At 60.9% G+C, this 24,342-nt stretch carries 23 protein-coding genes; 19 read left to right on the top strand and 4 right to left on the bottom strand.

The features are described from left to right. Positions 1–23 precede the first annotated feature (23 nt). Positions 24–929: a LysR substrate-binding domain-containing protein gene (locus J5289_RS15310; protein ID WP_209206484.1), complete on the top strand. Its 906-nt coding sequence runs from the start codon at positions 24–26 to the stop codon at positions 927–929. 27 nt (positions 930–956) lie between these two features. On the opposite strand, the gene J5289_RS15305 is transcribed toward J5289_RS15310, so the two are convergent. Continuing rightward, the gene (locus J5289_RS15305; RefSeq protein ID WP_219276559.1) at positions 957–1,094 is read right to left on the bottom strand and encodes a hypothetical protein; all 138 of its coding nucleotides are present in this window, start codon (positions 1,092–1,094) and stop codon (positions 957–959) included. On the opposite strand from J5289_RS15305, the gene J5289_RS15300 reads away from it, so the two are divergent. The 8 genes from J5289_RS15300 to J5289_RS15265 all read left to right on the top strand — a co-directional run bounded on the left by J5289_RS15300 (position 1,047) and on the right by J5289_RS15265 (position 9,434). Continuing rightward, a complete protein-coding gene (locus tag J5289_RS15300; RefSeq protein ID WP_142823545.1) occupies positions 1,047–1,934 on the top strand; it encodes a phosphotransferase in 888 nt (295 codons plus the stop codon). The genes J5289_RS15305 and J5289_RS15300 overlap by 48 nt on opposite strands. Further along, entirely contained in the window at positions 1,931–4,372 is a 2,442-nt protein-coding gene (locus tag J5289_RS15295; protein WP_209187537.1) for an FAD-dependent oxidoreductase, read from the top strand. The genes J5289_RS15300 and J5289_RS15295 overlap by 4 nt, the downstream gene beginning before the upstream one ends. Before the next feature lie 92 nt (positions 4,373–4,464). Further along, positions 4,465–5,172 carry a uracil-DNA glycosylase gene (gene ung, locus J5289_RS15290; RefSeq protein ID WP_209206485.1) on the top strand — a complete coding sequence of 236 codons (708 nt, stop codon included), beginning with the start codon at positions 4,465–4,467 and terminating at the stop codon, positions 5,170–5,172. A gap of 448 nt (positions 5,173–5,620) precedes the next feature. After that, entirely contained in the window at positions 5,621–6,640 is a 1,020-nt protein-coding gene (locus J5289_RS15285; RefSeq protein ID WP_142823542.1) for a porin, read from the top strand. A 170-nt stretch (positions 6,641–6,810) separates the two neighbouring features. After that, entirely contained in the window at positions 6,811–7,107 is a 297-nt protein-coding gene (locus tag J5289_RS15280) for a helix-turn-helix transcriptional regulator (RefSeq protein WP_209184496.1), read from the top strand. A 219-nt stretch (positions 7,108–7,326) separates the two neighbouring features. Continuing rightward, positions 7,327–7,629, top strand: a complete 303-nt coding sequence (locus J5289_RS15275) for a helix-turn-helix transcriptional regulator (protein WP_209184495.1) — start codon at positions 7,327–7,329, stop codon at positions 7,627–7,629. 249 nt (positions 7,630–7,878) lie between these two features. Continuing rightward, positions 7,879–8,811, top strand: coding sequence for a VOC family protein (locus J5289_RS15270; protein WP_209184494.1), 933 nt, complete (start codon positions 7,879–7,881; stop codon positions 8,809–8,811). 14 nt (positions 8,812–8,825) lie between these two features. Next, on the top strand, positions 8,826–9,434 hold the full coding sequence (locus J5289_RS15265; RefSeq protein ID WP_247749168.1) for an alpha/beta hydrolase: 609 nt from the start codon (positions 8,826–8,828) through the stop codon (positions 9,432–9,434). Positions 9,435–9,492: 58 nt separating this feature from the next. Here J5289_RS15265 and J5289_RS15260 read toward each other — a convergent pair whose 3' ends face one another. Further along, positions 9,493–9,921: a hypothetical protein gene (locus J5289_RS15260; RefSeq protein ID WP_209184493.1), complete on the bottom strand. Its 429-nt coding sequence runs from the start codon at positions 9,919–9,921 to the stop codon at positions 9,493–9,495. Positions 9,922–10,114: 193 nt separating this feature from the next. Here J5289_RS15260 and J5289_RS15255 point away from each other — a divergent pair, with 193 nt between their 5' ends. After that, positions 10,115–11,011 (top strand): DMT family transporter, encoded by an 897-nt coding sequence (locus tag J5289_RS15255; protein ID WP_209184492.1) that lies wholly within the window; start codon positions 10,115–10,117, stop codon positions 11,009–11,011. A 185-nt stretch (positions 11,012–11,196) separates the two neighbouring features. Next, complete coding sequence (gene rutF / locus J5289_RS15250; RefSeq protein WP_374108276.1) at positions 11,197–11,736, top strand: NADH-dependent FMN reductase RutF; 540 nt, start codon at positions 11,197–11,199, stop codon at positions 11,734–11,736. A 4-nt stretch (positions 11,737–11,740) separates the two neighbouring features. Here the strand turns inward: rutF and J5289_RS15245 are convergent, their stop codons facing one another. Beyond that, positions 11,741–12,745, bottom strand: coding sequence for an NAD-dependent epimerase (locus tag J5289_RS15245; protein WP_209184491.1), 1,005 nt, complete (start codon positions 12,743–12,745; stop codon positions 11,741–11,743). A 274-nt stretch (positions 12,746–13,019) separates the two neighbouring features. On the opposite strand from J5289_RS15245, the gene J5289_RS15240 reads away from it, so the two are divergent. Further along, entirely contained in the window at positions 13,020–14,318 is a 1,299-nt protein-coding gene (locus tag J5289_RS15240; RefSeq protein ID WP_209184490.1) for an amidohydrolase family protein, read from the top strand. 16 nt (positions 14,319–14,334) lie between these two features. Here the strand turns inward: J5289_RS15240 and J5289_RS15235 are convergent, their stop codons facing one another. After that, the gene (locus tag J5289_RS15235) at positions 14,335–15,042 is read right to left on the bottom strand and encodes a GntR family transcriptional regulator (RefSeq protein WP_209184489.1); all 708 of its coding nucleotides are present in this window, start codon (positions 15,040–15,042) and stop codon (positions 14,335–14,337) included. A 264-nt stretch (positions 15,043–15,306) separates the two neighbouring features. Between J5289_RS15235 and J5289_RS15230 the strand changes: the two genes are divergently transcribed. The 7 genes from J5289_RS15230 to J5289_RS15200 all read left to right on the top strand — a co-directional run bounded on the left by J5289_RS15230 (position 15,307) and on the right by J5289_RS15200 (position 24,276). Continuing rightward, a complete protein-coding gene (locus tag J5289_RS15230) occupies positions 15,307–16,383 on the top strand; it encodes an ABC transporter ATP-binding protein (RefSeq protein WP_209206486.1) in 1,077 nt (358 codons plus the stop codon). A gap of 29 nt (positions 16,384–16,412) precedes the next feature. Next, positions 16,413–17,711 (top strand): PotD/PotF family extracellular solute-binding protein, encoded by a 1,299-nt coding sequence (locus J5289_RS15225; RefSeq protein ID WP_209184487.1) that lies wholly within the window; start codon positions 16,413–16,415, stop codon positions 17,709–17,711. A gap of 158 nt (positions 17,712–17,869) precedes the next feature. Continuing rightward, the gene (locus J5289_RS15220; protein ID WP_209184486.1) at positions 17,870–18,769 is read left to right on the top strand and encodes an ABC transporter permease; all 900 of its coding nucleotides are present in this window, start codon (positions 17,870–17,872) and stop codon (positions 18,767–18,769) included. Position 18,770: 1 nt separating this feature from the next. Next, positions 18,771–19,613, top strand: coding sequence for an ABC transporter permease (locus tag J5289_RS15215; RefSeq protein WP_142823530.1), 843 nt, complete (start codon positions 18,771–18,773; stop codon positions 19,611–19,613). Positions 19,614–19,617: 4 nt separating this feature from the next. Beyond that, the gene (locus J5289_RS15210) at positions 19,618–20,310 is read left to right on the top strand and encodes an aspartate/glutamate racemase family protein (protein WP_209184485.1); all 693 of its coding nucleotides are present in this window, start codon (positions 19,618–19,620) and stop codon (positions 20,308–20,310) included. A 231-nt stretch (positions 20,311–20,541) separates the two neighbouring features. After that, complete coding sequence (locus tag J5289_RS15205) at positions 20,542–21,840, top strand: adenylosuccinate synthase (protein ID WP_142823528.1); 1,299 nt, start codon at positions 20,542–20,544, stop codon at positions 21,838–21,840. Positions 21,841–21,900: 60 nt separating this feature from the next. Then, a complete protein-coding gene (locus J5289_RS15200) occupies positions 21,901–24,276 on the top strand; it encodes a hypothetical protein (protein ID WP_209184484.1) in 2,376 nt (791 codons plus the stop codon). Positions 24,277–24,342 lie beyond the last annotated feature (66 nt).

Genomic DNA, 24,342 nt, shown 5'->3' with positions numbered 1-24,342 from the left:
CGATTAAAACGAACGGTTGGCTTATGACGTTTGAACAGCTGGCCATCTTCGTCGCCGTTGCCGAGCGGGAGCACCTGACCCGCGCCGCGCAAGTCATACGGCTGACGCCGTCAGCCGTCAGCGCCTCGATCAAGAACCTCGAGGCATTCTATGGCGTGGAACTCTTTCATCGCGTCGGACGGCGGATCGAGCTGACGCAGACGGGACGGGTGTTTCTGAACGAGGCGCGGGCGACATTGGCGCGCGTACGCGCGGCCGAACTGATGCTGTCGGAGCTCGGCGGGCTGCAGCGCGGCCAACTCAATCTCTATGCCAGCCAGACCATCGCCAGCTACTGGTTGCCGCCGGTCATGATGCGCTTCCACCAGGCCTATCCCGGCATCGACCTCAGCCTGACCATCGGCAATACCCGCACCGTCGCGGATGCAGTCATCGCCGGCGAGGCGGAACTCGGGCTGGTGGAGGGGGAGATCGACGCACCGGAACTGTCGTCCGCCGTTGTTGCAAGCGATGCGCTATCGGTGGTGGTGGCGCCGGACCACCCGTGGGCGGATGGCCGGGCGCTGTCAGCAGCCAACCTCGTTGCCGACAGTCTCTGGGTGATGCGCGAGAAAGGGTCGGGCACCCGCTCGGCCTTCGAGGAGGCTATGCGGGGCTTCGGCATCGTGCCGCAGGACATGCAGGTCGCGCTGGTCTTTCCATCCAACGAAGCGGTTCTATCGGCTGTGCAGGCAGGCGCCTGCGCGGCGGCGATTTCCAGCGTCTCGGCCAGTCTCTATCTGCAACAGGGGCTTTTGGTGAAGGCGGCCTTCGAGCTACCGGCCCGCAGTTTTCGCCTGCTGCGCCACAAGGAACGGCACGCCAGCAAGGCGTCCATCGCGCTGGAACAGATGTGCCGCGTTGTTACACCTCGAGCCAGCGCCTCTTGAGACGCCTGCGGTGCGGCTCCAAATTGGTCAGAATGCTTGACTTTCCGGCATTATCCTTGACAGTCCGGCAATTGTGACGAAATTTCGGGTCAGCTCTTCTGCAATGGGAGAACCGGCATTATCGACAAGCCCGAGGATCGTATTCGCGCGCTCGATATCTGGCATGGGCCAATCGAGATCGCTGCCCTGACCGGCGGCATCACCAACCGCAACTATCTTGTAAGGGACGGTTCGCGGCGCCGTGTCGTGCGTCTCGGCTCCGATATTCCGGTTCATCATATCGTCCGTGCCAACGAGCTGGCGGCCAGCCTGGCTGCCCATGCTGCCGGCTTGTCTCCCGATGTCGTCTATCATGAGCCCGGCATTCTCGTACTCGACTACATCGACGCGCCGGCGCTGTCGGCCGAGGTGCTCGGGCGGCCGGATATGCTGGAGCGTGTCGTGCTGCTGGTGCGCGATGCTCATCGCAGGGTTGGCGGCCACCTGCGCGGCGCTGCCGGGATGTTCTGGTCGTTTCATATCATTGCCGACTACGCATCGACGCTCCGGGATATCGGGAGCCGCTACGAGCCCCTGATGCACGGATTGCTGGACAAGATGAGGAGGCTGGAGAAGGCGGCGGGACCGTTTGACATCGTCTTCTGCCATAACGACCTGCTGGCCAGCAATTTTCTTGACGACGGTCACCGGCTTTGGCTTATCGACTGGGACTATGCCGGCTTCAATACGCCGCTGTTCGATCTCGGCGGGCTTGCCTCCAATGCCGGATTTTCCGCCGATCAGGAGGCCGCCATGCTGGATATCTACCACGACGGCGTCGGGGAAAGAGGATTGAAGCGCCGCTACGAGGCGATGAAATGTGCATCGCTTTTGCGCGAAACGCTCTGGAGCATGGTGTCCGAAGCCTATTCCACGATAGAGTTCGACTACGTCGCCTATACCGCCGACAACATGGCGCGTTTCGAGCGCGCCTATCAGCTGTTTGATATCGAGGAACGTCGATGAAGGAACTGCCCGGGACAGCAAAAGCAGTCGTCATCGGCGGCGGCATCATCGGTTGTTCTACCGCCTATCACCTCGCCAAGCTCGGCTGGACGGATACCGTTCTTCTCGAGCGCCGGAAGCTGACGTCCGGGACGACGTTTCACGCGGCGGGACTAGTCGGCCAGTTGCGCTCCAACGCCAACATCACCCAGCTGCTCGGCTATTCCGTCGATCTCTACAAGCGGCTGGAGGCGGAGACGGGTCTTGCGACCGGCTGGAAGATGAATGGCGGTCTGCGCCTTGCCTGCAACGAGGAGCGCTGGATCGAGGTCAAGCGCCAGGCGACGACCGCCCAGTCGTTCGGCCTCGACATGCAGTTGCTGACGCCATCGGAGGCGCTGTCGCTCTGGCCGCTGATGCAGGTCGACGACCTCATCGGTGCTGCCTACCTTCCCACCGACGGGCAGGCAAATCCCTCCGATATCACCCAGGCGCTGGCGCGCGGTGCGCGCATGGCCGGCGCTGCGATCTTCGAGGATACGGAAGTGCTCGACATCGAAATCGACAAGGGCCGCATCCGCGCCGTCCTCACCGATCGCGGTCGGATCGAGTGCGAGCGGGTCGTCGTCTGCGCTGGCCAGTGGACGCGGGATTTCGCGGCCCGCTTCGGCGTCAACGTGCCGCTTGTCTCGGTCGAGCATCAATATATCATCACCGAATCCTTCGGCGTGCCCTCGAACCTGCCGACATTGCGCGACCCGGATCGGCTCACCTATTACAAAGAGGAGGTCGGCGGTCTCGTCATGGGCGGCTACGAGCCCAACCCGATCGCCTGGGCAGTCGACGGCATACCTAAGGATTTCCATTTCTCTCTGCTCGATTCCAATTTCGATCATTTCGGGCCGATCATGGAGCAGGCACTCGCCCGCGTTCCGGCACTGGAAACGGCAGGTATCAAGCAACTGCTGAACGGGCCGGAAAGTTTTACGCCCGACGGCAATTTCATCCTCGGCGAGGCGCCGGAGCTGCGTAACTTTTTCGTCGGCGCCGGCTTTAATGCCTTCGGCATTGCATCTGCCGGCGGTGCCGGCATGGCTCTGGCGGAATGGGTCTCGAAGGGACAGCCTCCCTACGACCTCTGGCCTGTCGACATTCGTCGCTTCGGCCGGCCGCATTTCGACACCGACTGCGTGCGCAGCCGGACGCTGGAGGCTTACGGCAAGCACTACACCATGGCCTGGCCGTTCGAGGAACATGCGAGCGGACGTCCCTGCCGCAAATCGCCGCTCTATGACCGCCTGAAGGCGCAAGGGGCCTGCTTCGGAGAAAAACTCGGCTGGGAGCGGCCGAACTGGTTTGCCGACCTTTTTGCCGGGGAGGAGCCCCGCGATATCTACACCTACGGTCGGCAGAACTGGTTCCATGCCGTTGGCCGCGAACATAAGGCCGTGCGCGAATCCGTCGTCATCTTCGACCAGACGTCGTTTGCGAAATTCGTGCTGAAGGGGAGAGATGCCGAAGCGGCGCTCACTTGGATCGCCTCCAACGACGTGGCGAGGCCGGTCGGATCGCTGATCTACACCCAGATGCTCAACGACCGGGGCGGCATCGAATGCGATCTGACGGTCGCTCGCCTGGCAGACAACGAATACTACATCACCACCGGTACCGGCTTTGCCACTCACGACTTCGACTGGATCAGCCGCAATATCCCCAAGGGTCTGCAGGCCGAACTGGTGGAGGTGACATCGGGCTACTGCGTGCTGTCGCTGATGGGGCCGCAATCGCGCGCCGTGCTCCAGCAGGTGACCCGCGCCGACGTCTCGAATGCCGCCTTTCCGTTTGGCCAAGTGCGCACCATCGGTATCGCCGGGGCACCTGTGCGGGCGCTGCGCATTACCTATGTAGGTGAACTCGGCTTCGAGCTGCATGTGCCGGTGGAAAATGCCGGGGCGGTCTACGATGCACTGATGACGGCCGGTGCCGCGCACCATCTGGTCAATGCCGGATACCGGGCGATCGAAAGCTGCCGGCTGGAAAAGGGTTATCGGGCCTGGGGTGCCGACATCGGCCCGGACCACACGCCGATCGAAGCCGGGCTTGGCTGGGCCGTAAAGAAGAACGCTGATTTCAGGGGGCGGGCGGCCATCGAGGAGCAGCGCAAGTCCGGCGTCAAGAAGCTGCTGGCCTGTTTCGTGCCGGAGGACCGCGATACGGTGCTGCTCGGACGGGAAACCATCTACCGCGATGGCCAACGCGTCGGGTGGCTGTCGAGCGGTGGCTTCGGATACACGGTCGACCGGCCGATCGGCTACGGGTACGTCCGCAACGCTGCCGGGGTCACAGCCGATTTCGTCATGTCGGGACGCTATACGCTCGACGTTGCGATGCGACGCGTGCCCTGTACTGTCTCGCTGAAGCCGCTCTACGATCCGCAGATGGCTCGTATCAGAGCCTAAAGGCTGTGGCTTTAAGGACATCCCCGACGTCGTTTTGTTGACTTGGGCAGCATTTCGCCATCACGGTGGAGGCCTAACAAGGAGCCAAGTGAATGCCGGAGGCGGGAGTAAAGCTGGAGGAAAGCTGGAAGAATGCGCTGTCGGCGGAATTCTCCAGCCCCTACATGGAAAAGCTCAAGGCCTTCCTGGTTGAGGAAAGGCAAAACGTCAAGACCATCTTTCCGCGCGGGCCTGAATATTTCCGCGCGCTCGACCTGACGCCCTTGCATGATGTCAAGGTGGTGATCCTCGGTCAGGATCCCTATCACGGCCTCGGGCAGGCGCACGGCCTTTGCTTCAGCGTCCGGCCGGGTGTGCGCACGCCGCCGTCGCTGGTCAATATCTACAAGGAGATGCAGGCCGATCTCGGCATTCCACCGGCACGCCACGGGTTTCTCGAAAGCTGGGCCCGGCAGGGCGTACTTTTGCTGAACAGCGTGCTGACCGTCGAGGAGTCTCGCGCCGCGTCCCATCAGGGCAAGGGTTGGGAAAGGTTTTCCGATGCCGTGATCCGGGCCGTCAACGATCAATGCGAGCATGTCGTCTTCCTTCTATGGGGTGCCTATGCGCAGAAGAAAGCCGCATTCGTCGACGCGTCGCGCCATCTGGTGCTGAAATCCGCACATCCGTCGCCGCTTTCGGCCCATAACGGATTTCTCGGATCCAGACCTTTCTCCAAGGCCAACGCCTATCTTGAGCAACACGGACGCACGCCGATTGACTGGGCGCTCCCGGAAAATCCAGGCGCCGGCCAGGCTTAGGGCCGCAATCGACGCCAGAGATCTCCCACCGAAATTCCAGGCGTGCCGAACGCCATGGCGGCCAGCGCTAGCCCGATGCGGACTAGCGCTCAGCCTTACCGATGATTCTCAAGTAAAAATTAAAATATTAGAGATACAGATATGTTTGTTTTCGATATATTGACTTGATAAAATACAATTACGGGAATTTATTAGAATAACAAACATATTTACTATAATAATAAGTTACATGGCTGCAACATAGATCCAAGTTTATATTGTTCAAGTGCGCACCTAATACAAAATCTTTGTTGTCATATTATCGTGATGCGATGATATTCGAATTGTAAATCGAAGACTTCTGCTTCGGTTTTGATCTGTAAGGGTCTCAACAAATTGGTGCTTTCAAAATTGTGTATTGATTTACGCAAGCGAAGAATTGTGCCGAGATAACACATCGGGAGCTTTCATGAATATCAAATCTCTTCTTCTCGGATCCGCTGCAGCGCTCGCTGTTGTATCTGGTGCACATGCGGCCGACGCAATCGTCGCTGCCGAACCGGAACCGCTGGAATATGTCCGCATCTGCGACGCATACGGCGCCGGCTACTTCTACATTCCAGGCAGCGAAACTTGCCTCAAGATCGGCGGCATGATCCGCAACGATACTTACTGGCACGATGCCTACAATCCTTTTGGTGCCTTTGGGACCAAGAACTACACCCGCGCTGAACTCTCGTTCAACTCCGCAACGGACACTGAATATGGTCCCTTGAAGACGGCGACGACGCTGCGCTTCAACTATTCGGAAGGCGTAAATTCGGATGCCTCTCCGCTGATCGCCTATATTTCGCTCGGCGGTTTCCTCATCGGTCGGCAGGACTCGCAGTATAACGAATACATGGGTTATGCCGGCAACGTCATCAACGATGATGTGATCGGAGATGGACCTTACGAGCTGAACCAGCTCACCTATTCCTACGACTCCGGCACCGGCTTCACCGGTGTGATCTCGCTCGAAGATTCCTATTCCAGCGTAGCCTATGACCACTATGCTCCCGACGTCGTTGCCGGACTCGGCTACAAGGCCGGCGCATTCGGGATCAAGGTTGCGGGCGGTTATGACTCCGTCGCCGAAGAAGGCGCAGTCAAGGTACGCCTCGATGCAGACTTCGGCACAGTCAGCGCATTCCTGATGGGTGCCTGGAACACCGACGGCAACACGACCAACAAGTACGCCAATGGCGACCCCTTTGGCACCACGGGTGACTGGGCTGTCTGGGGCGGCGGCACTGCAAAGTTCAGCGAAAAGCTGAGCTGGAACGTGCAGCTGGCATATGCTGACAACAAGACCTTCGAAGCAACCACCAACCTTGCCTTCTTCCCGGTCAAGGGCCTCAAGCTCCAGCCGGAAATCACCTACGTCAACTATGACAACGTCGATAAAAGCGTTTGGGCAGGCGTTCTCCGCGTCCAGCGCAACTTCTAATCCCGACACCTGGCGTCTGCCAGGCTGAGGATCCCGTGGGTGAATGCCTGCGGGGAAAGACTGATCGGTTGACCTCCGGTCCGAACGGAAAAGGTCCGGCATCCCAGCTGGGCCTTTTCTGTTTCATCCTGGAAGATATTGGAAATTAAAAACAAGCACAGGAGCAGACCATGGGTGCCGAGCAGCAGGAAAAACTGATGCGTGATCAAGCCTCGCTCCTGGCGATGATGGCCAACCCGGCGAGACTGACTATCCTGCGACTTCTTCTCGAGGAAGAGAGATCGGTCGGGCAGCTGGCCACGCAAGTTGGGCTAAGCGAAAATGCCACCTCCATGCACCTGGCAAAGCTGAGACGGGGACGGGTCGTCACCACCAACAGGAAAGCTCAAAACATCTTTTACGCCGCGAAATCGATCAACGTGGTTGTCATCCTGAATGCTCTGGACGCGATATCGCATAATTTCTAGTTGGCGAATTCTTCGATTAAATACTTTCATGTCAAATATAAAATATAGCTATAAATCCCGATATTTATTTTTCTAAGGCCAAGTTGCCTTTTGTTCCTCTAATCAATAGAAAATAGAAGTGGAACAGCAGCAATAGTTTAAAATTCCGGAGGCGGGATTTGGGGAGATTTCTTGGTGGTACCGTCGGGGGACGATGATTTTGGCATATATGGGGAAGAGATGCAGAGGGCCGCTGCAGCGCAATCCGATTTTCTTGGGATCATGGCAAACCGCCATCGCCTGCACATCCTGTTTTTGTTGCTCGAAAGCGAGCATTCTGTTCGCGATCTGATGCGGGAGCTGAATGAAACTCCGGTTGGCGTCTCGCGTCACCTGACGATCCTTCGTGACAACAACATCGTCCGCAGCCGCCGCTGCGGCAAGAACGTCCGCTATTCCCTCACATGTCCGAACACAGTCCAGATGGTGAAAGCCATCGCCGAAATCTGTTGCCAGCGCGATAAAGAGGTCGAGGAGGAATAGGCGGGTTCGTGTTCTGCGTCATCCGAAGCTGCGGCACCTGAGCTGCAAGCGTTTGATCGAAGGCTGCAAATTGCGCCGACTACGCTTTGGACTGTTCCGGATCGCGCGTAGCGTGAACGACATCGATGGATCGTTCACGATCTGGAGACAATCCGTCCGGGTCTTGCGGTCTATCGCAAAAGCCTGACAGCGACCATCTTCACCCCATGGAACCGGTCGATACGACCGGGCAGAACAAAGGGGTTTGACATGCTTGACCAGATCAAAGGCCTCCACCACGTCACGTCGATGGCAGAGAATGCCCGCACAAACAATAAGTTCTTCACGCAGACGCTGGGCCTTCGCCGCGTCAAGAAGACCGTCAATTTCGACGCGCCGGATGTGTATCATCTTTATTACGGCGATGAAGTCGGCGCACCCGGCTCGGTAATGACCTATTTTCCGTTCCCGAAGATGGCGCGTGGTCGTCCCGGTACGGGCGAGGTCGGCACCACGGTGTTCTCGGTCCCCGAAGGTTCGCTGGGTTTCTGGACGGACCGTCTGGCAGCGCAGGGCATTAGGGGTTTGAAGGCCGACGAATCCTTCGGCCAGAAGCGCCTGCACTTTGCCGGTCCTGATGGTGACGACCTTGCGCTTGTCGAGGTCCGGGACGATCTTCGCCAGCCCTGGCTGCATGGAGGCATAGAGGCCGATCATGCCATCCGCGGCTTTCACTCCGTGTCGATGCGCCTGCGCGACGACGGTGCGACGGACGAACTGCTGCGATACATGGGCTATCAGGTTGCCGACACCCATGAGGGCACAAAGCGGCTGGTCATCCCAGGCGGCAATGGTGCCGATTTCATCGATCTCGAAACCATGCCGAACATCGCCCGTTCACTGCCGGGGGCAGGGTCGGTCCACCACGTAGCCTTCTCGGTCGAAAACCGCGCCAAGCAACTCGAAGTGCGCAAGCTGCTGATGGATACCGGCCATCAGGTGACGCCGGTCATCGATCGCGACTACTTCTGGGCGATCTACTTCCGCACACCGGGCGGCGTCCTGTTCGAGATTGCAACCAATGAACCTGGCTTCGATCGCGACGAGGATACGGCACATCTCGGCGAGGCACTAAAGCTGCCACCGCAGCACGCGCATCTGCGCCCACTGCTTGAAGAACATCTCGAGCCACTCGACGCTTGAGGCAGGAGGTCATCATGACATCGACATATGTGCACCGGCTGCGAGCCGGTGCGCCGGGGAAGCCGACATTCTTCGTCTTTCACGGCACAGGCGGCGATGAGAACCAGTTTTTCGACTTTGCCAGCCAGCTGCTGCCGGAGGCGACCATCGTCTCGCCGCGCGGCGACGTTACCGAACATGGCGCTGCCCGTTTTTTCCGTCGCACCGGCGAGGGCGTCTATGACATGGACGATCTCGCCCGGGCGACGACGAAGATGGTCGGCTACGTCAAAAGCCTGGCGGATGAGCACAAGGCGTCGGCAGTCATAGGCCTCGGCTTTTCGAATGGAGCCAATATCCTTGCCAATGTCCTGATCGAGGAAGGCAAACTTTTCGACGCATCTGTGCTGATGCATCCGCTCATCCCGTTCGAACCGCGCGACAATGCCGGACTGGCGGGCTCGAAGGTGCTGATCACGGCCGGCGCGCGAGACCCGATTGCACCGGCTTCCCTGACGAAGGCGCTTGCGGACTACTTTGTCCGGCAGAAAGCGGATGCGACGCTCGAATGGCACCCGGGCGGTCACGATATCCGGCCGAACGAGATAGATGCGGTGCGGACGCTGCTTGCAGCCTATGCCTGAATGAGGCCTGCAATCCGGCGCTGCGGTTCAAGGGCCGTTGCGCCGGTGCGAGCCACCTCTACTTTGCGCTCAGCATTTGCTGGAGCGCCAGTGCTTCTTCGTCAGCCGCGTGCTGGCCGGCCGCGTCGAGATAGGGCTGGCTGCAATATTGCTCCAGGCCTGCGGTGTCGCGCGCATCCGCTTGCCCGTGGGCGGTCCTGATCGCCACCTTGCGCCAGGCGCAGCCGAGCATCGGGTCGGGCTTGATGGCGCCGTCGCAACCGGTGCTGAGGCACGTGGCGACGGTGCTTTGTGCCTGATATTTGCCGGCGATCGCATCTCTGAAATCGCCGTTCCAGCTTTTGCGCGCGCTTTCACATCCTGTCGCATTGCTGCTCTGGCGGCAATCGACGGCGGCGTTGATGTAGTCGCTTGCAGGCGGCCAAAGGGGAGCGTCGATCAGGCTGACGCAGCCACATGCCATAAGCCCAGCCATCAAAGCATTCATACTACTCTCCCGAATCGCTGCCGATAAGACCATGAAAAGCCTTGCGTGGACATGGAGAAGCACGGCGGTCACCAGTGGCAGTTGGGCCACCAATCGCCGTTATCTGATCCGTTATCCCAAAGGGCGCAACGCCTGCTTGCAGGTGTTTGCGTAGCTCGCTAATGGTCAGCCCTCAAGTCCAGGGGGAATCGTTGTGACGCTTGCCGAGCAGAGCCAATATCGTCTGGGCGTTCTCTATGTGGCGCTGTCTGCGCTGGCCTGGTCCTCGGCCGGGCTGTTCATGCGGGCGATCCACGCCGATCTGATGACCATCCTCTTCTATCGCGGCATCGTCTCGGGCGGCGGGGTATTCCTGCTTTTCCTGTTCATCGAACGCGGTGGCGCGTGGCGCATCATCGGGGCGATGCGCGGGCCGTCGTTTGCCGCGATGTTTTTCTCGACGGGCGCGATGATCAGCGGCATCGGCTCCATCTATTACACCTCCGTCGCCGACTCGATGGTGATCTACGCCACGGTGCCCTTCATCACCGCCGGCGTCGCCTTCCTGTATATCCGCGAGCGCCCCAGTGCCGCGACGATGATTGCGGCGGGAGTGGCGCTGGTCGGGGTCCTGGTGATGCTAATGGGCGATAGCACCGGCAGTGGAAGCTGGTTCGGGCGCGCCCTTGCGGCCATCATGACCCTGATGGTAGCCGGACTTGCAGTCGTCATGCGCCGTCACCGCGATGTGCCGATGCTGCCGGCCATGGCTGCATCCGGCTGGCTGTGCTCACTGGTGTGTTTCTGGTTCGCATCGCCAGGGTCCGTCTCGGGAAGTGACGCCGGGCTGATCGTGGCCTTCGGATTGATCCAGAATGCGCTTGGGCTTAGCCTCTACACATTCGGATCCCGTCTCATTCCCGCTGCCGATGCCAGCCTGCTGACCGCGCTCGAGGTGCCTTTGACGCCGCTCTGGGTGTGGATATTCTTCAGCGAGACGCCATCGAGCGCGACGATGATCGGCGGGCCGATCGTGCTTGTCGCATTGTTTGGCCACATTTTCACGGAGGTCCGGCGCAACCGGGCGCCGATGGTCGTCAATCCCGGCTGAGCGCCGGAAGGCTTCAGAGCCGTCATCGACATTGTGCATCGCAACATTTTTCGAAGTATGCTGTTGACGATGGAGGATTCAGGGGAATGTATTGTCTCGTGCCCGCCGTTGGGCGAAATGCTTTTGCTTGAGACGCACCGATCCGGCGTCTAGTTTGCGGCCCGGAACAGCACCTGCCGCATGAAATTATGGGGATGAACATGAAAACGTCTGCAGCCACCGACCAGAAGATACCCGTGGCTGATGCCGAAGCGCTGCGGCTCACCTTCCGCGATGCCATGGCGCGCATGGCAGCAGCCGTCAATATCGTCACCAGCAACGGTCCGGGAGGTCTTGCCGGCTTTGCCGCGACTGCCGTGTGCAGTGTCACCGACAGCCCGCCCACGCTTCTGGTGTGCCTGAACCGCAATGCCTCCGTTTATCCCGCTGTCGCTGCCAATGGCGTGCTCTGCGTGAACGTCCTGTCGGAGAGCCATCAGGATCTGTCGCGCCTCTTCGGCGGCAAGACGCCGGTTGCCGAGCGCTTTGCAGCCGCCGAGTGGTCCGAACTGGTGACCGGCTCGCCGGCGCTCGAGGACGCGCTGGTGTCGTTCGATTGCCGGATCGCCCAGCGCGCGGAGGTGGGTACCCACGAAGTGCTGATGTGCGAAGTCGAGGCGATCCGTCGTCGCGATGGCGGGCAGGGCCTCGTCTATTTCGACCGAAATTATCACACGGCCGGCTGACCCCTCAGTAGTTTTCCAGATACCATTCGACAAAGCGGCGGACGCCTTCCTCGACGCCCAGCTCAGGCTTGTAGCCCGTCAGGGCGACGAGCAGGCCGGGTTCGGCGTAGGTATGATGCACGTCGCCCGGCTGCATCGGCAGCATGTTTCGGATGGCCTTCTTGCCGAGCGCTGCCTCTATCGTCTCGACATAGTGCATCAGCTCGACCGGCGCGCCGCCGCCAATGTTGACGATCCGGAACGGGGCGGTGCTCGACAGCGAATCGATGACGGTATCGGAGACGATGCGGTTGGCCTCCGCCGGCGGCACCGCGATCAGGCGGACGATGCCCTCGACGAGGTCGTCGATATAGGTGAAGTCGCGGCTCATCCGGCCTTCGCCGTAGATATCGATCGGGCGATCGTTCCTGATGGCGTCGACGAACTTGAACAGCGCCATGTCCGGCCGGCCCCAGGGGCCGTAGACGGTGAAGAAGCGGAACGCCGTCGTCGGGATGTCGAAGAGATGGGCGTAGCTGTGGGCCATCAGCTCCATGCTTTTCTTCGTCGCCGCATAGATCGTCATCTGCTCGTCGGCCTTGTCGCTTTCGGCAAACGGCATCTTCTCGTTGGCGCCGTAGACCGATGAGGTCGAGGCGAGCAGGACGTGCTTCGGCTTGATGGCGCGGGCGAGTTCGAGAATGTTGAACGAACCGGTGACGTTGGAATCGACGTAGGATTTCGGATTTTCGAGGCTGTAGCGAACGCCGGCCTGGGCGGCGAGGTGGACGATGACATCAGGCTCCGCCAATTCGGCCGCCCGATCGAGCGCCGCCTTGTCTTCCAGCATTGCGATGACCGGCTTGAAACCGTTCGAGCGCGCGAGGATGGCGTGCCGTTTTTCCTTCAGCGCCACATCGTAATACGGAGTCATGCCGTCGAAGCCGACAACGAAATTGCCTTCGTCAAGCAGTCGCTTGGCGAGATGGAATCCGATGAAGCCACCGGTGCCGGTGATCAGGTAGCGCATGTCAGGTCCTTCGTGATGGCGCCGGTCGCACCCGGTCAACGCTTCGGGAGCGTGGTAGAGCGGTCCCGGCTTTCAGGAGCAGTTGATTGCCTGCGCTTATACACAGCGTTTCCGCCGCCGCCTATAGGCGGGAAGCGTCGCCCGGCTTCGCCCTCGTTTGAAAAAATGCAGTTTGTCCATGATGTTCGGCGTATTCAACGGTTGGCATGTGGTGTCGGCGTGCTAAAAATTTGTCACGTTCAGGCGCAGCGCCTGTCGAGCAAGGGGCCGGTTCATGACGTTCGATCTACTCATCCGAAACGCAACGCTTGCCGATGGCCGCACGGGGATCGACATCGGTATCGCCGGCGGCAGGATCGCTGCAATCGAGCCGAAGATCGCTGCGAACGCCGGGCGCGAAATCGATGCCGGCGGCCAGCTGGTCTCGAGCCCTTTCGTCGATTGTCATTTTCACATGGATGCCACCCTGTCGCTGGGCCTGCCGCGCTTGAACACGTCCGGTACACTCCTCGAGGGCATCGCGCTGTGGGGTGAACTGAAGCCGTTGCTGACGCAGGAGGCGGTGGTCGAGCGGGCACTGCGCTATTGCGATCTCGCCGTATCGCAAGGGTTGCTGGCGGTACGGACCCATGTCGATATCTGCGACAACCGGCTTCTGGCTGTCGAGGCGCTGCTGCACGTGAAAAAGGCCGTCGCGCCCTATCTCGATCTGCAACTCGTCGCCTTTCCGCAGGATGGATATTACCGTTCGCCGACGGCCGCCGCCAATCTCGAGCGGGCGCTGGATCTGGGTGTCGACATCGTTGGAGGCATTCCGCACTTCGAGCGGACGATGGAAGACGGCGCGCGGTCGGTGCGGGCGCTTTGCGAGATCGCAGCGAGGCGGGGCCTGCGCGTCGACCTGCATTGCGACGAAACGGACGATCCGCTTTCGCGTCACATAGAGACACTTGCCTGTGAGACGCAGCGGCTGGGACTGCAGGGCCGCGCGACCGGCTCCCATCTGACCTCGATGCATTCGATGGACAATTACTATGTGTCGAAGCTGCTGCCGCTGATAGCCGAGGCGGATGTCCAGGTGGTCGCCAACCCGCTGATCAACATCATGCTGCAGGGGCGCCACGACAGCTACCCGAAGCGGCGCGGCATGACTCGGGTGAGGGAGATGCGCGAGCATGGCATCAACATCGCCTTCGGCCAGGATTGCTGCATGGACCCGTGGTATTCGCTTGGCAGCGGCGACATGCTCGACGTCGCGCATATGGGCCTGCATGTCGGACAGCTGTCGGCTCGCGAGGCAATGCGCTTCTGTTTCGACGCGGTCACCAGAAATCCCGCCAAGCTGATGGGGCTGGAAGGCTATGGTCTCGATATCGGCTGCAACGGCGATCTGGTGGTGCTGCAGGCGAAAGACCCGATCGAGGCAATCCGGCTGCGCGCAACGCGTTTGTTCGTCGTTCGTCGTGGCATGGTGATCAGCGAGACGCCGGCGAGAGGCGCAAGGCTGTCGCTCGACGGGCGGCCCGATTTCGTCGATCCTGCTGCCTACGCGCCGGTCGCCAGCGAGCATTGAAGCGAAGCAGTGTCGGTCACGCCTTGAGGATCTCCGCGAGGCGGCGGGAACCGGGCTCTCGCTCTGACAAATCGAGGCCCGAAAACAGGTCGACGAGATGGCTGACCATCAGCTCGGACGCGTCCTTCGGCTTGTTGCTGGCAATCGCATTGACCAGCGCATGGTGAGCGTGGTGCTCGCAGATGGCATCGCGGCGGCGCCAGTAGAGGGCGACGATCAGCGACGAGCGTGAGCAAAGCCTGCGGACGAAGTCGATGTAGATAGAATGATTGGCAATTTCGGCGATGGCCACATGAAACTGACCTGAGAGCTGGACCGCTTCGCCGTCCCGGCCGGCGGCGACCGCCGCATGTTCCTCGGCGATGTGGCGCTCCAGCAGGACGATGTCGGCCGGCTTGGCGATCTCGGCAGCCATGGCGGCGACTTTCGGCTCGAGCAGCGCGCGAGCCTCGAAAACCTCGCGGGCCTCCAGCCGTGTCGGCTTGGCGACGAAAGCGCCGCGATTGACTTCGAGCGTGACGAGATGGTCGAGTGCCAGTGCCTGCAGGGCTGCGCGTATCACTGTGCGGCTGACAGAATAGATCTCGGCCAACTCGTCTTCCGGCAGCTTCATTCCAGGCGCCACGCTGTGGCCGAGAATGGCGCTGCGAATGCCGAGATACACAGGCGACTGTTGCACTGGCGGTTGCCCCGCCGCTCTGGCCCTGATGGATTTTTCAAGCATGGCGCGGTGCCGGAATCCGAGTATTGATCTTGGCCGAGAGCATAACTGATTATTGCGTCCAATACCATGTGAGTTTTGTATACAATATTTGCTTACGTTGTGTGCATCTGCTGAATTTGCCGCATCTAATAAATGGGCATATTCTTTATGCTATGGTTGGCTACCTATCTTCGAAGTCAACGATTTCAGTATGTTAATTAATATTTAAGATTTGGCATGGGCCTTGCAATCCCTCTTTCCTGTGAAGAAGCGGAAGAGGGGCCGATGGCTAAGGGCGATCTAGGACTTATCAGGCTGACCAAGCGTTACGGTGGCACGGTTGCCGTCGACGCGATCGATCTGAAAGTGCCAGCCGGCACCTATTGCTGCTTGCTGGGCCCGTCCGGCTGCGGCAAGTCTTCGACGCTTCGCATGGCGGCCGGCCATGAAAGTGTCTCCGGCGGCGATGTCGTTCTCTCCGAAAGCCAGATCACCCACGCCCGTCCGGCGGAGCGCGGGACGGCTATGATGTTCCAGAGCTACGCACTGTTTCCGCATCTCGATCTCATCGACAACGTCGCCTTCAGCCTGAAGATGAAGGGCGTCGACAAGCAGGCGCGCCAGGCCAAGGCGCTCGAGATGCTGACGCTGATGCAGATGGAGCCCTATGCCACCCGGCGTCCGGCGCAACTCTCCGGCGGCCAGCAGCAACGCGTGGCGCTGGCTCGCGCATTGATCACCGATCCGGAAGCGTTGCTGCTCGACGAGCCGCTGTCGGCGCTCGATCCGTTCCTGAAGATTCGCATGCGTGCCGAGTTGAAGAAGCTGCAGAAGACGCTGGGCATCACCTTCGTCCACGTCACCCATAGTCAGGAAGAGGCGATGGCGTTGTCGGACCTGATCGTGGTGATGAACAACGGCCGCATCGAGCAGGCAGCCTCTGCGCGCGAGGTCTTCGAGCGGCCTGCCACCGCCTTCGTCGCCCGTTTCATGGGCGATCACAATGTTCTCTCCGGTCGCGCGACCCACAGCCAGGACGGGGTCGTGACGCTGGAAGCGCCTGAGGGCCAGACATTTTCCGTTCGCGGCCAGAAGGAAGTCGGCGCGCCCGTGGATATCGGTATCCGCACAGACCGGGTTCGCCTCGCCGAGCCATCGCAGAAGGGCCTCGGCTTCAACGGCATCGTTTCCAACGTCGAATATCGCGGCGCCACCGTGAAAATCACCGTCATCGGCGCCGGTAGCGAGGACTTCACGGCGATCATTCGCGACACCGATTATTTCGCCAAGCCGGTTTCGGTCGGCGATGCACTGTCACTGAGCTGGGCCCTGGAGGACGCAGTCCTCCTCGGCCGCGGCTGATCCATCAACCACCTGAAGGGGAACTGAGCATGACCAAGGACACAAAGTCTACCAAGCCGGCCAAGGGTATTTCCCGCCGTAATCTCCTGAAGACCGGCGCTGCCGGGCTCGGCGCCGTCGTCGGCTCCGGCCTCGTCACCGGCTTCCCGACCATCTGGGCTCAGAACCCGATCACGCTGCGCCAGTTCGGCACCGGCGTGTCGAACCTCAATGCCATCGCCGACAAGTGCAAGGCCGACCTCGGCATCACGCTGCAGATGACGGCAACGGATTCGGACGCTGCCGCCCAGCGCGCCGTCACCCAGCCGAACTCCTACGACATCGCCGATATCGAATACTGGATCGCCAAGAAGGTCTACCCAGCCGGCGTGATGCAGCCGATGAACACCAAGAAGCTCAAATACTTCGACAAGATCGTGCCGCTCTTCATCACCGGCAAGCTGAAGCCCGACAGCGTCATCGCACAGGGCACGGCGCCGCACACTGTCGGCTTCGTCGACGGCCCGGACTCCAAGAAGTTCTCGAAGACACCGACCGAATGGATGACGATGGTCCCGACCATCTACAACGCCGACACGCTGGGCATCCGGCCGGACCTCGTCGGTCGCGATATCACCTCCTGGGCCGACATCCTCGACCCTGCCTTCAAGGGCAAGACGGCGATCCTCAACATTCCGTCGATCGGCATCATGGACGCTGCCATGATCATGGAAGCCTCCGGTCAGCTGAAATATGCCGACAAGGGCAACATGACCAAGGCGGAGATCGACAAGACGATCGACTTCCTGATCAAGACCAAGCAGGCCGGCCAGTTCCGCGCTTTCTGGAAGTCCTTCGACGAGAGCGTTAACCTGATGGCCTCGGGCGAAGTCGTCATCCAGTCGATGTGGTCGCCGGCCGTTGCCGCTGTGCGCTCCAAGGGCATCGCCTGCAAGTTCCAGCCGCTGAAGGAAGGCTATCGCTCGTGGGGTGGCGGTCTCGGCCTTGCCAAGCACCTGAAGGGCGCCGAACTCGACGCGGCCTACGAGTACATCAACTGGTACACGTCCGGCTGGGTCGGCGGCTACCTCAACCGCCAGGGCTATTACTCTGCCTGCATGGACACCGCCAAGAACTTCATGACGGCCGACGAGTGGGGCTACTGGATCGAGGGCAAGCCGGCACAGGGCGATATCATGTCGCCTGAAGGCAAGGTCATGGAGAAGGCCGGAGCAGTCCGCGACGGCGGCTCGTTCGAAGAGCGCATGGGCCACGTCGCCTGCTGGAACTCGGTCATGGACGAGGACCGCTACATGGTAAAGCGCTGGAACGAATTCATCGCTGCCTAAGGCACCTTTTCATCTCCCTCCTTGTGGGGGAGATGTCACGAAGTGACAAAGGGGGGCGGTGCGGCAAACTCCAGATCTGCGGCCATCACCCCTCTGTCGGCTCTGCCGACATCTTCCCCACAAGGGGGGAGATCAGGAAAAATCGGAGACACCGAATAATGGCATTAGCAACGACATCGACGGACAGGCCTCAGAAGCGCAACTTGACGGTTCCGCTCGGTCTCGTGTCCTATCTTCAGGCGCTGCCGCTGCTTGCAATTCTCGGCTTCTTCTTCATCCTGCCGATCCTGATGATCGCTGTCGTCAGCTTCTGGGACTATGATTTTGCCGGCATCTATCCGGCGATGCTGCTCACCAACTATTCGGACAGCCTTGAATCGTGGGTTACCTGGAAGACCTATCTCCACACCATAGAATTCATGCTGATCGTCTGGGCGATCACCCTGTTCATCGGGTTCTGGGTTGCCTATTACCTCGCCTTCCACATCCGCAAGCCGTCCACGCAGATGGTGCTGTTTCTCATCTGCACGGTGCCTTTCCTGACATCGAACATCATCCGCATGATCTCCTGGATCCCGGTGCTGGGGCGAAACGGGCTGATCAACTCTGCGCTGATCAGTGCCGGTATCATTCCAAAGCCCATCGAGTGGCTGCTCTATTCCGATTTCGCCGTGGTACTCGCCATGGTCCATCTCTACACGCTGTTCATGGTGACGCCGATCTTCAACACGCTGATGCGCATCGATCGCTCGCTGTTCGAAGCGGCCCGCGATGCCGGGGCGACCGGTTGGCAGATCCTCTGGAACGTGGTGATCCCGCTTGCCAAGCCCGGCATCGCCATCGGCTCGATTTTCGTGGTGACGCTTGTCATGGCGGACTTCTCCACCGTGCAGGTGATGTCCGGAGGCCAGAGTGCCTCGGTGGCGCTGATGATGAAGAACCAGATGTCGCTGCTGCAATATCCGGCCGCTGCCGCCAACGCCGTGGTGCTGCTGGTCCTCGTGCTGCTGATGGTTGCCGCCATCCTGCGCGTCGTCGACATCCGCAAGGAGCTTTGAGATGAACGCCGACAAACGCCCTCTCGAGTTCTACGTGCTCACCGCCTTCTTCATCCTGTTCGTGCTGTTCCTGTACGGGCCGTTTTCGGCGATCTTCATCCTGTCTTTCCAGGGGCCTGACGGCGGGCTGACGTTTCCGCTCAACGGCGTATCGTTCCACTGGTTCGCAAACCTGTTCGAAAAGCAGTCGGTCGGTGATTTCGGTGCGGCTTTCCAGCGCTCCTTCTTTCTCGGCCTTATGGTGATGGTCGTGACCGTCGTGGTGTCGCTGCTGGCTGGTCTTGCCTTCCGGCGCAAGTTCCGTGGCGCATCGCTGGTCTTCTACGGAACGGTCGCCAGCCTCGTGGTGCCGTCGATTATCATCTCGCTCGGCATCGGCGTCGTCTTCCAGCAGCTCGGATTTGCGCCGGCCTGGTACTCCTCGGCCTTCGGCGCCCACCTGACCTGGACACTGCCGTTCGGCGTGCTGATCATGTTTGCCGTCTTCAACCGTTTTTCGCCATCGTATGAGGAAGCGGCGCGCGACCTCGGTGCGAGTTCGTGGCAGACGTTCCGCCACGTCGTGCTGCCGATGATCGCGCCGAGCCTGATCGGCGTCGGGCTGTTCGGCTTTTCGCTCTCCTACGACGAGTTTGCCCGGACGCTGATGACGTCGGGCTCGTTCAATACGCTGCCGCTGGAGATCTATGGGATGACCACCAATGTCACCACGCCGGTTCTTTATGCGCTCGGCACGGTGACGACGCTGTTCTCCTTCACCATCATCCTCTCCTGCGTCGGCATCGGCATGTATGTCAGCCGGCGGCGCGCTGCCGTGGGTTCGGATGCCGGCAAGGGGGTCTGAGCGCATGCGGATCCTGGTGATCAACCCCAACACGACGGCGTCGATGACGGACAAGATCGGCATCGCGGCGCGGGCGGTTGCAAGCCCGGGGACGGAAGTCGTTGCCCGCAATCCCGTTATCGGCCCCGTCAGCATTCAGGGACCCGAGGACGGCGAGGCGGCCTTGCCTGGGCTGCTGTATGAAATCGAGCGGTCCAATGTCGAGGATTTCGACGCCGTCATCATCGCCTGCTTCGACGATACCGGGCTCTACGAGGCGCGCGGGCGAACTGCGCGGCCCGTGATCGGCATCGGCGAGGCGGCCTTTCATGCAGCCACGCTGGTTGCGTCGAGATTTAGCGTCGTGACGACGCTGTCCGTGTCGGTGCCTGTCATCGAGGACAATGTTCGTGCCTACGGTTTCAGTCTCCGATGTGCCCGGGTGAGGGCTTCCGAAGTACCGGTGCTGGAACTCGAGCGTGAAGGCTCCGATGCCTGCCGCACCATCTCGCTCGAGATTGCAACCGCATTGGCGAAGGACGATGCCGATGCCATCGTGCTTGGTTGCGCCGGCATGGCGGATCTTGCCCGGCAGCTTAGCCTCGAACACGGCGTGCCCGTGATCGACGGTGTGGCTGCGGCGGTAAAACTTGCCGAAATGCTGCATGCGCTGGGACTGCAGACCTCGCAGGCTGGTCCGTTTCGCAAGGTTGCGTGACCCGGACCCTGCCAGGCTCCAAGCCCTGTTCCAGAGTTCCGTCGGTCCCGTCATCCCCCTCACTGGCCAAAGACACGGCGAAGTCGCTAGCCGGCTGTTGTCGTTCCTCTTGATTTGCCCTGCAAAAGCGCGATCTCCGCCGACAACGGGGTCGCTTTCCGAAAAGCAACGCTTTATAGATGCGCGGGTTTGGGCAAGGCGCATCTTTGCGCAGGAAGCAGGAAGAGACAAATGACGAACGTGGTCGTGATCGGTTCGCAATGGGGTGACGAAGGCAAGGGCAAGATTGTTGACTGGCTTTCGGAGCGCGCGGACATCGTTGTCCGCTTCCAGGGCGGCCACAATGCCGGCCACACACTCGTCATCGACGGCATCAGCTACAAGCTGTCGCTGCTGCCTTCCGGCGTCGTGCGGCCGGGTAAGATGGGCGTCATCGGCAACGGCGTGGTCGTCGATCCGCATGCGCTGCTGGCCGAAATCGACAGGCTCGCGGTCCAGGGCGTCAAGATCACACCTGAAAACCTGCGCGTTGCCGACAATGCCACGCTGATCCTGTCGCTGCACCGTGAACTCGATGCACTGCGCGAAGATGCTGCGAGCAACAGCGGCACCAAGATCGGGACCACACGTCGCGGCATCGGCCCTGCCTACGAAGACAAGGTCGGCCGTCGGTCGATCCGCTTCATGGATCTTGCCGATCTCGAAACCCTGCCCGCCAAGGTCGACCGCATCCTTACGCACCACAATGCGCTGCGTCGCGGTCTCGGCGTTGCCGAGGTCAGCCACGAAACCATCATGGAAGAACTGACGTCGGTCGCCGACCGCGTGCTGCCATTCCGCGAGACCGTCTGGCTTCTTCTCGACAAGGAGCGCCGTCGCGGTGCGCGCATCCTATTCGAGGGCGCGCAGGGGTCGCTGCTCGACATCGACCACGGCACCTATCCGTTCGTTACCTCGTCGAACACCGTTGCAGGGCAGGCGTCGGCCGGTTCCGGCATGGGGCCGGGATCGCTCGGTTACATCCTCGGCATCACCAAGGCCTACACCACCCGCGTTGGCGAAGGGCCGTTCCCCACAGAGCTGACAGACGAGATTGGCCAGTTTCTCGGCGAGAAAGGTCATGAATTCGGCACAGTTACCGGGCGTAAACGTCGATGTGGCTGGTTCGATGCGGCGTTGGTGCGCCAGTCGGTCGCCACCAACGGCATTACCGGCATCGCGCTGACCAAGCTCGACGTGCTGGACGGACTGGAAGAACTGAAGATCTGCGTGGGCTACATGCTCGACGGCGTACAGATCGACCACCTGCCGGCTAGCCAGGGTGCGCAAGCCCGGGTCGAGCCGGTTTATATTACGCTTGAGGGTTGGAAAGAATCGACCGTCGGCGCCCGCAAATGGGCCGACCTGCCAGCTCAGGCAATCAAATATGTGCGACAGGTGGAAGAGCTGATCGGTGCCCCGGTAGCGCTTCTTTCGACCAGCCCGGAGCGCGACGACACCATACTTGTGACTGATCCGTTTGAGGATTAATGTCGCGCCAACGATAAAACGCTGTTCGGCCTTACTGCTGGACATCACGAGAAAGTACTGATGGCGGATTTTGTAGCAGTCATCCGACGTGCCGTAGATGGCTTGTCCGACAATACACCCGAAATGCGGGTGAAAGTTTATGCCCGCGCTCGCGGTGCCGTACAGCGCCAGCTGGAAAGCATGAAGCCGCGACCGCCGGAGACGATGCTGCAGCGCCAGCTCGAGAAGCTCGAAGCCGCCATTCGCGACGTCGAGGCCGAGCATGCCGAAGCCGGAGTGCCGCCTGCAATCGCAGAGGAAGCCGCCGCGGAGGAGTTCCACGCCCAGCCGGACGAGGCATATCATCAGCCGGAACCGGTGGCGGAGCATGTTCCAGAGCCGGAGCCAGAGCCGGCGGTGCAGTCAGAGCCGGCAGCGGCACAGGAAGAACCGACACATATCGAGGAACCCGCGCCCGTGGCGCCTGCCGAGGTGCACCACGCAGAAGAGAGTGCACATCCGGACACCGCTCCGACCGTCGACGATAATTGGCGCGCCGAAGATGACTGGCAGGCGGACAGGGAACCGCAGCCTCTGGAAGCGCTGGAGGCCGTTTACGAAGCGCCCGAGCACGAGCACTATCGTGAGCAGGTCGAGCCGGTTGCAGTTGAGCCCGTGCATGCCGAATGGCAGCCGGAGCCGGAGGCATATCACTCCTCTTCCGTCGACGAGGTCCCACGCGAGGTCCACGAGCCGGCGCCGGAACTGGATGCCGCCGACCACGCCGGCTACGGCATCACCGAGACGCATAGCGATCCCGCTCATTCGGACAATGCCGGCCATTTCGACGACGTCTGGGCGAAAACCGCAACCCCGGAACCAGAGGATGCTGGCTCGCCGCATCATGAGTGGCCAACGGCGGCACCGGGCGGACAGCCGGCACCGACGGCCATTCCCGTTCACTATCCACCGGATGCCGGCTTTGCGGCTGAGGAACATCCCTCCGCCCGCATGCCGGATGCTGGCGAACACGTCGCCTGGGAAGCTGCGACGTTCGACGATCTGCCGCCGGTAAAATCCGGTCCCGTCGCAGAGCCTGCGCCTGTCAAGCAGGCCGCGCCGACGCCTGCCGGTGACTTCGACGATGTCGACCTGTTTGCCGATGTTCACGGTAATGCTGCCAAACCTGCCGTTCAATCCGGGCAGTCGGACGGCTGGAACGAGATCAAGGAGCTTTCCGGCTACGAGAAATTCGCCGCCGAGACCGATTTCAGCGATTCGGTACCGTCGGATCTGGGGCAGGTCAGTGTCGCCGGGCTTCAGGGCAAGAGCTACCGCATGGAGCCGAAGCGCCGCCGCTTTGGCGTCGCAGGTATCCTCCTTACTCTGGCTGGTGTCGCTGTTGTCGCCGGCGGTGGTTATGCCGCCTGGATGAACCGCACCGCGCTCAACGAGATGGTCGCCGGACTGGTGAGTTCCGCACCGAAAAATGCAACGGTCGCAGACAAGACCGCAACACCGGCAGCAACCACGCCTGTCGCCACGAAGCCGACGACGCCGGAAACTCCACCGGTTGACGACGGCAACACCGTCAACAGCAAATTTACCCAGCGCCTGATGGCGGATGGCAGCGAGGTGGATGCAGGCGTGCCTCCTGTCCCAGGTGGACCGGTCGCTGCCGAGGGCAAGTCCATCGCCCAGCAGAATGTCGCAGCCGCGACGCCGCCACCCGCTGCGGCTGCTGCCAATCCATCCGTACCGGCTCCAGCATCCGCGCCGCCGGCACAGGCTCCAACGCCTGCGCCGACAGCTGCTGCACCGACGCCGGCTCCCGCACAGCCGACCGCAATGGTTCCGTCGGCTACGCCGCCGGCAGCGACGCAGACGGCGACTGTCGGCACGGGTGAGAAGATGTTCCTGTACGAAGAACGTCTTGGCCAGACGTCGCCGACCGCGATCGAGGGTACGGTGACTTGGAGCGTCCATGAGGACAAGGGCGACGATGGCAAGCCATCTCCGACTGTCCAGGGCAGCATCAACGTGCCCGAACGTGGCATGACCGCGCTGGTGACCTTCAAGCGCAACAGCGACCCGTCGCTGCCGGCAAGCCATCTGATCGAACTGGTATTCTCGCTGCCGCCGAATTTCGAAGGCGGTGCCATCGACAGCGTCCAGCGCGTTGCGATGAAGGCGACCGAGCAGGATCGTGGCGATGCGCTGATCGGTGTGCCGGCCAAGATCACAGACGATTTCCACATGGTGGCGCTGAACGACTTCCCGGATGCTCGCAAGACCAATTTGGACCTCTTGCGCAACCGCAACTGGATCGACATTCCGATCACCTACCGTAACGGCCGTCGCGCCCTCTTGACCATGGACAAGGGCACGACCGGCACCGACGCCTTCAACAAGGTTATTGGCGAATGGGCCGCTATCGCCGGTCCTAGCGGCCAGTAACGAGCGGATTTCCAAGCCACACAGAAAAGGCGGGTCCGGACGGGCCCGCCTTTTTCAGTTCAACAC

The sequence above is a fragment of the Rhizobium sp. B230/85 genome, assembly GCF_019355735.1.
GTDB classification, from domain to species: domain Bacteria; phylum Pseudomonadota; class Alphaproteobacteria; order Rhizobiales; family Rhizobiaceae; genus Rhizobium; species Rhizobium rhododendri.
The sequence above is the reverse complement of the archived record's forward strand: the minus strand, read 5'-3'. Positions and strand labels throughout refer to the sequence as shown.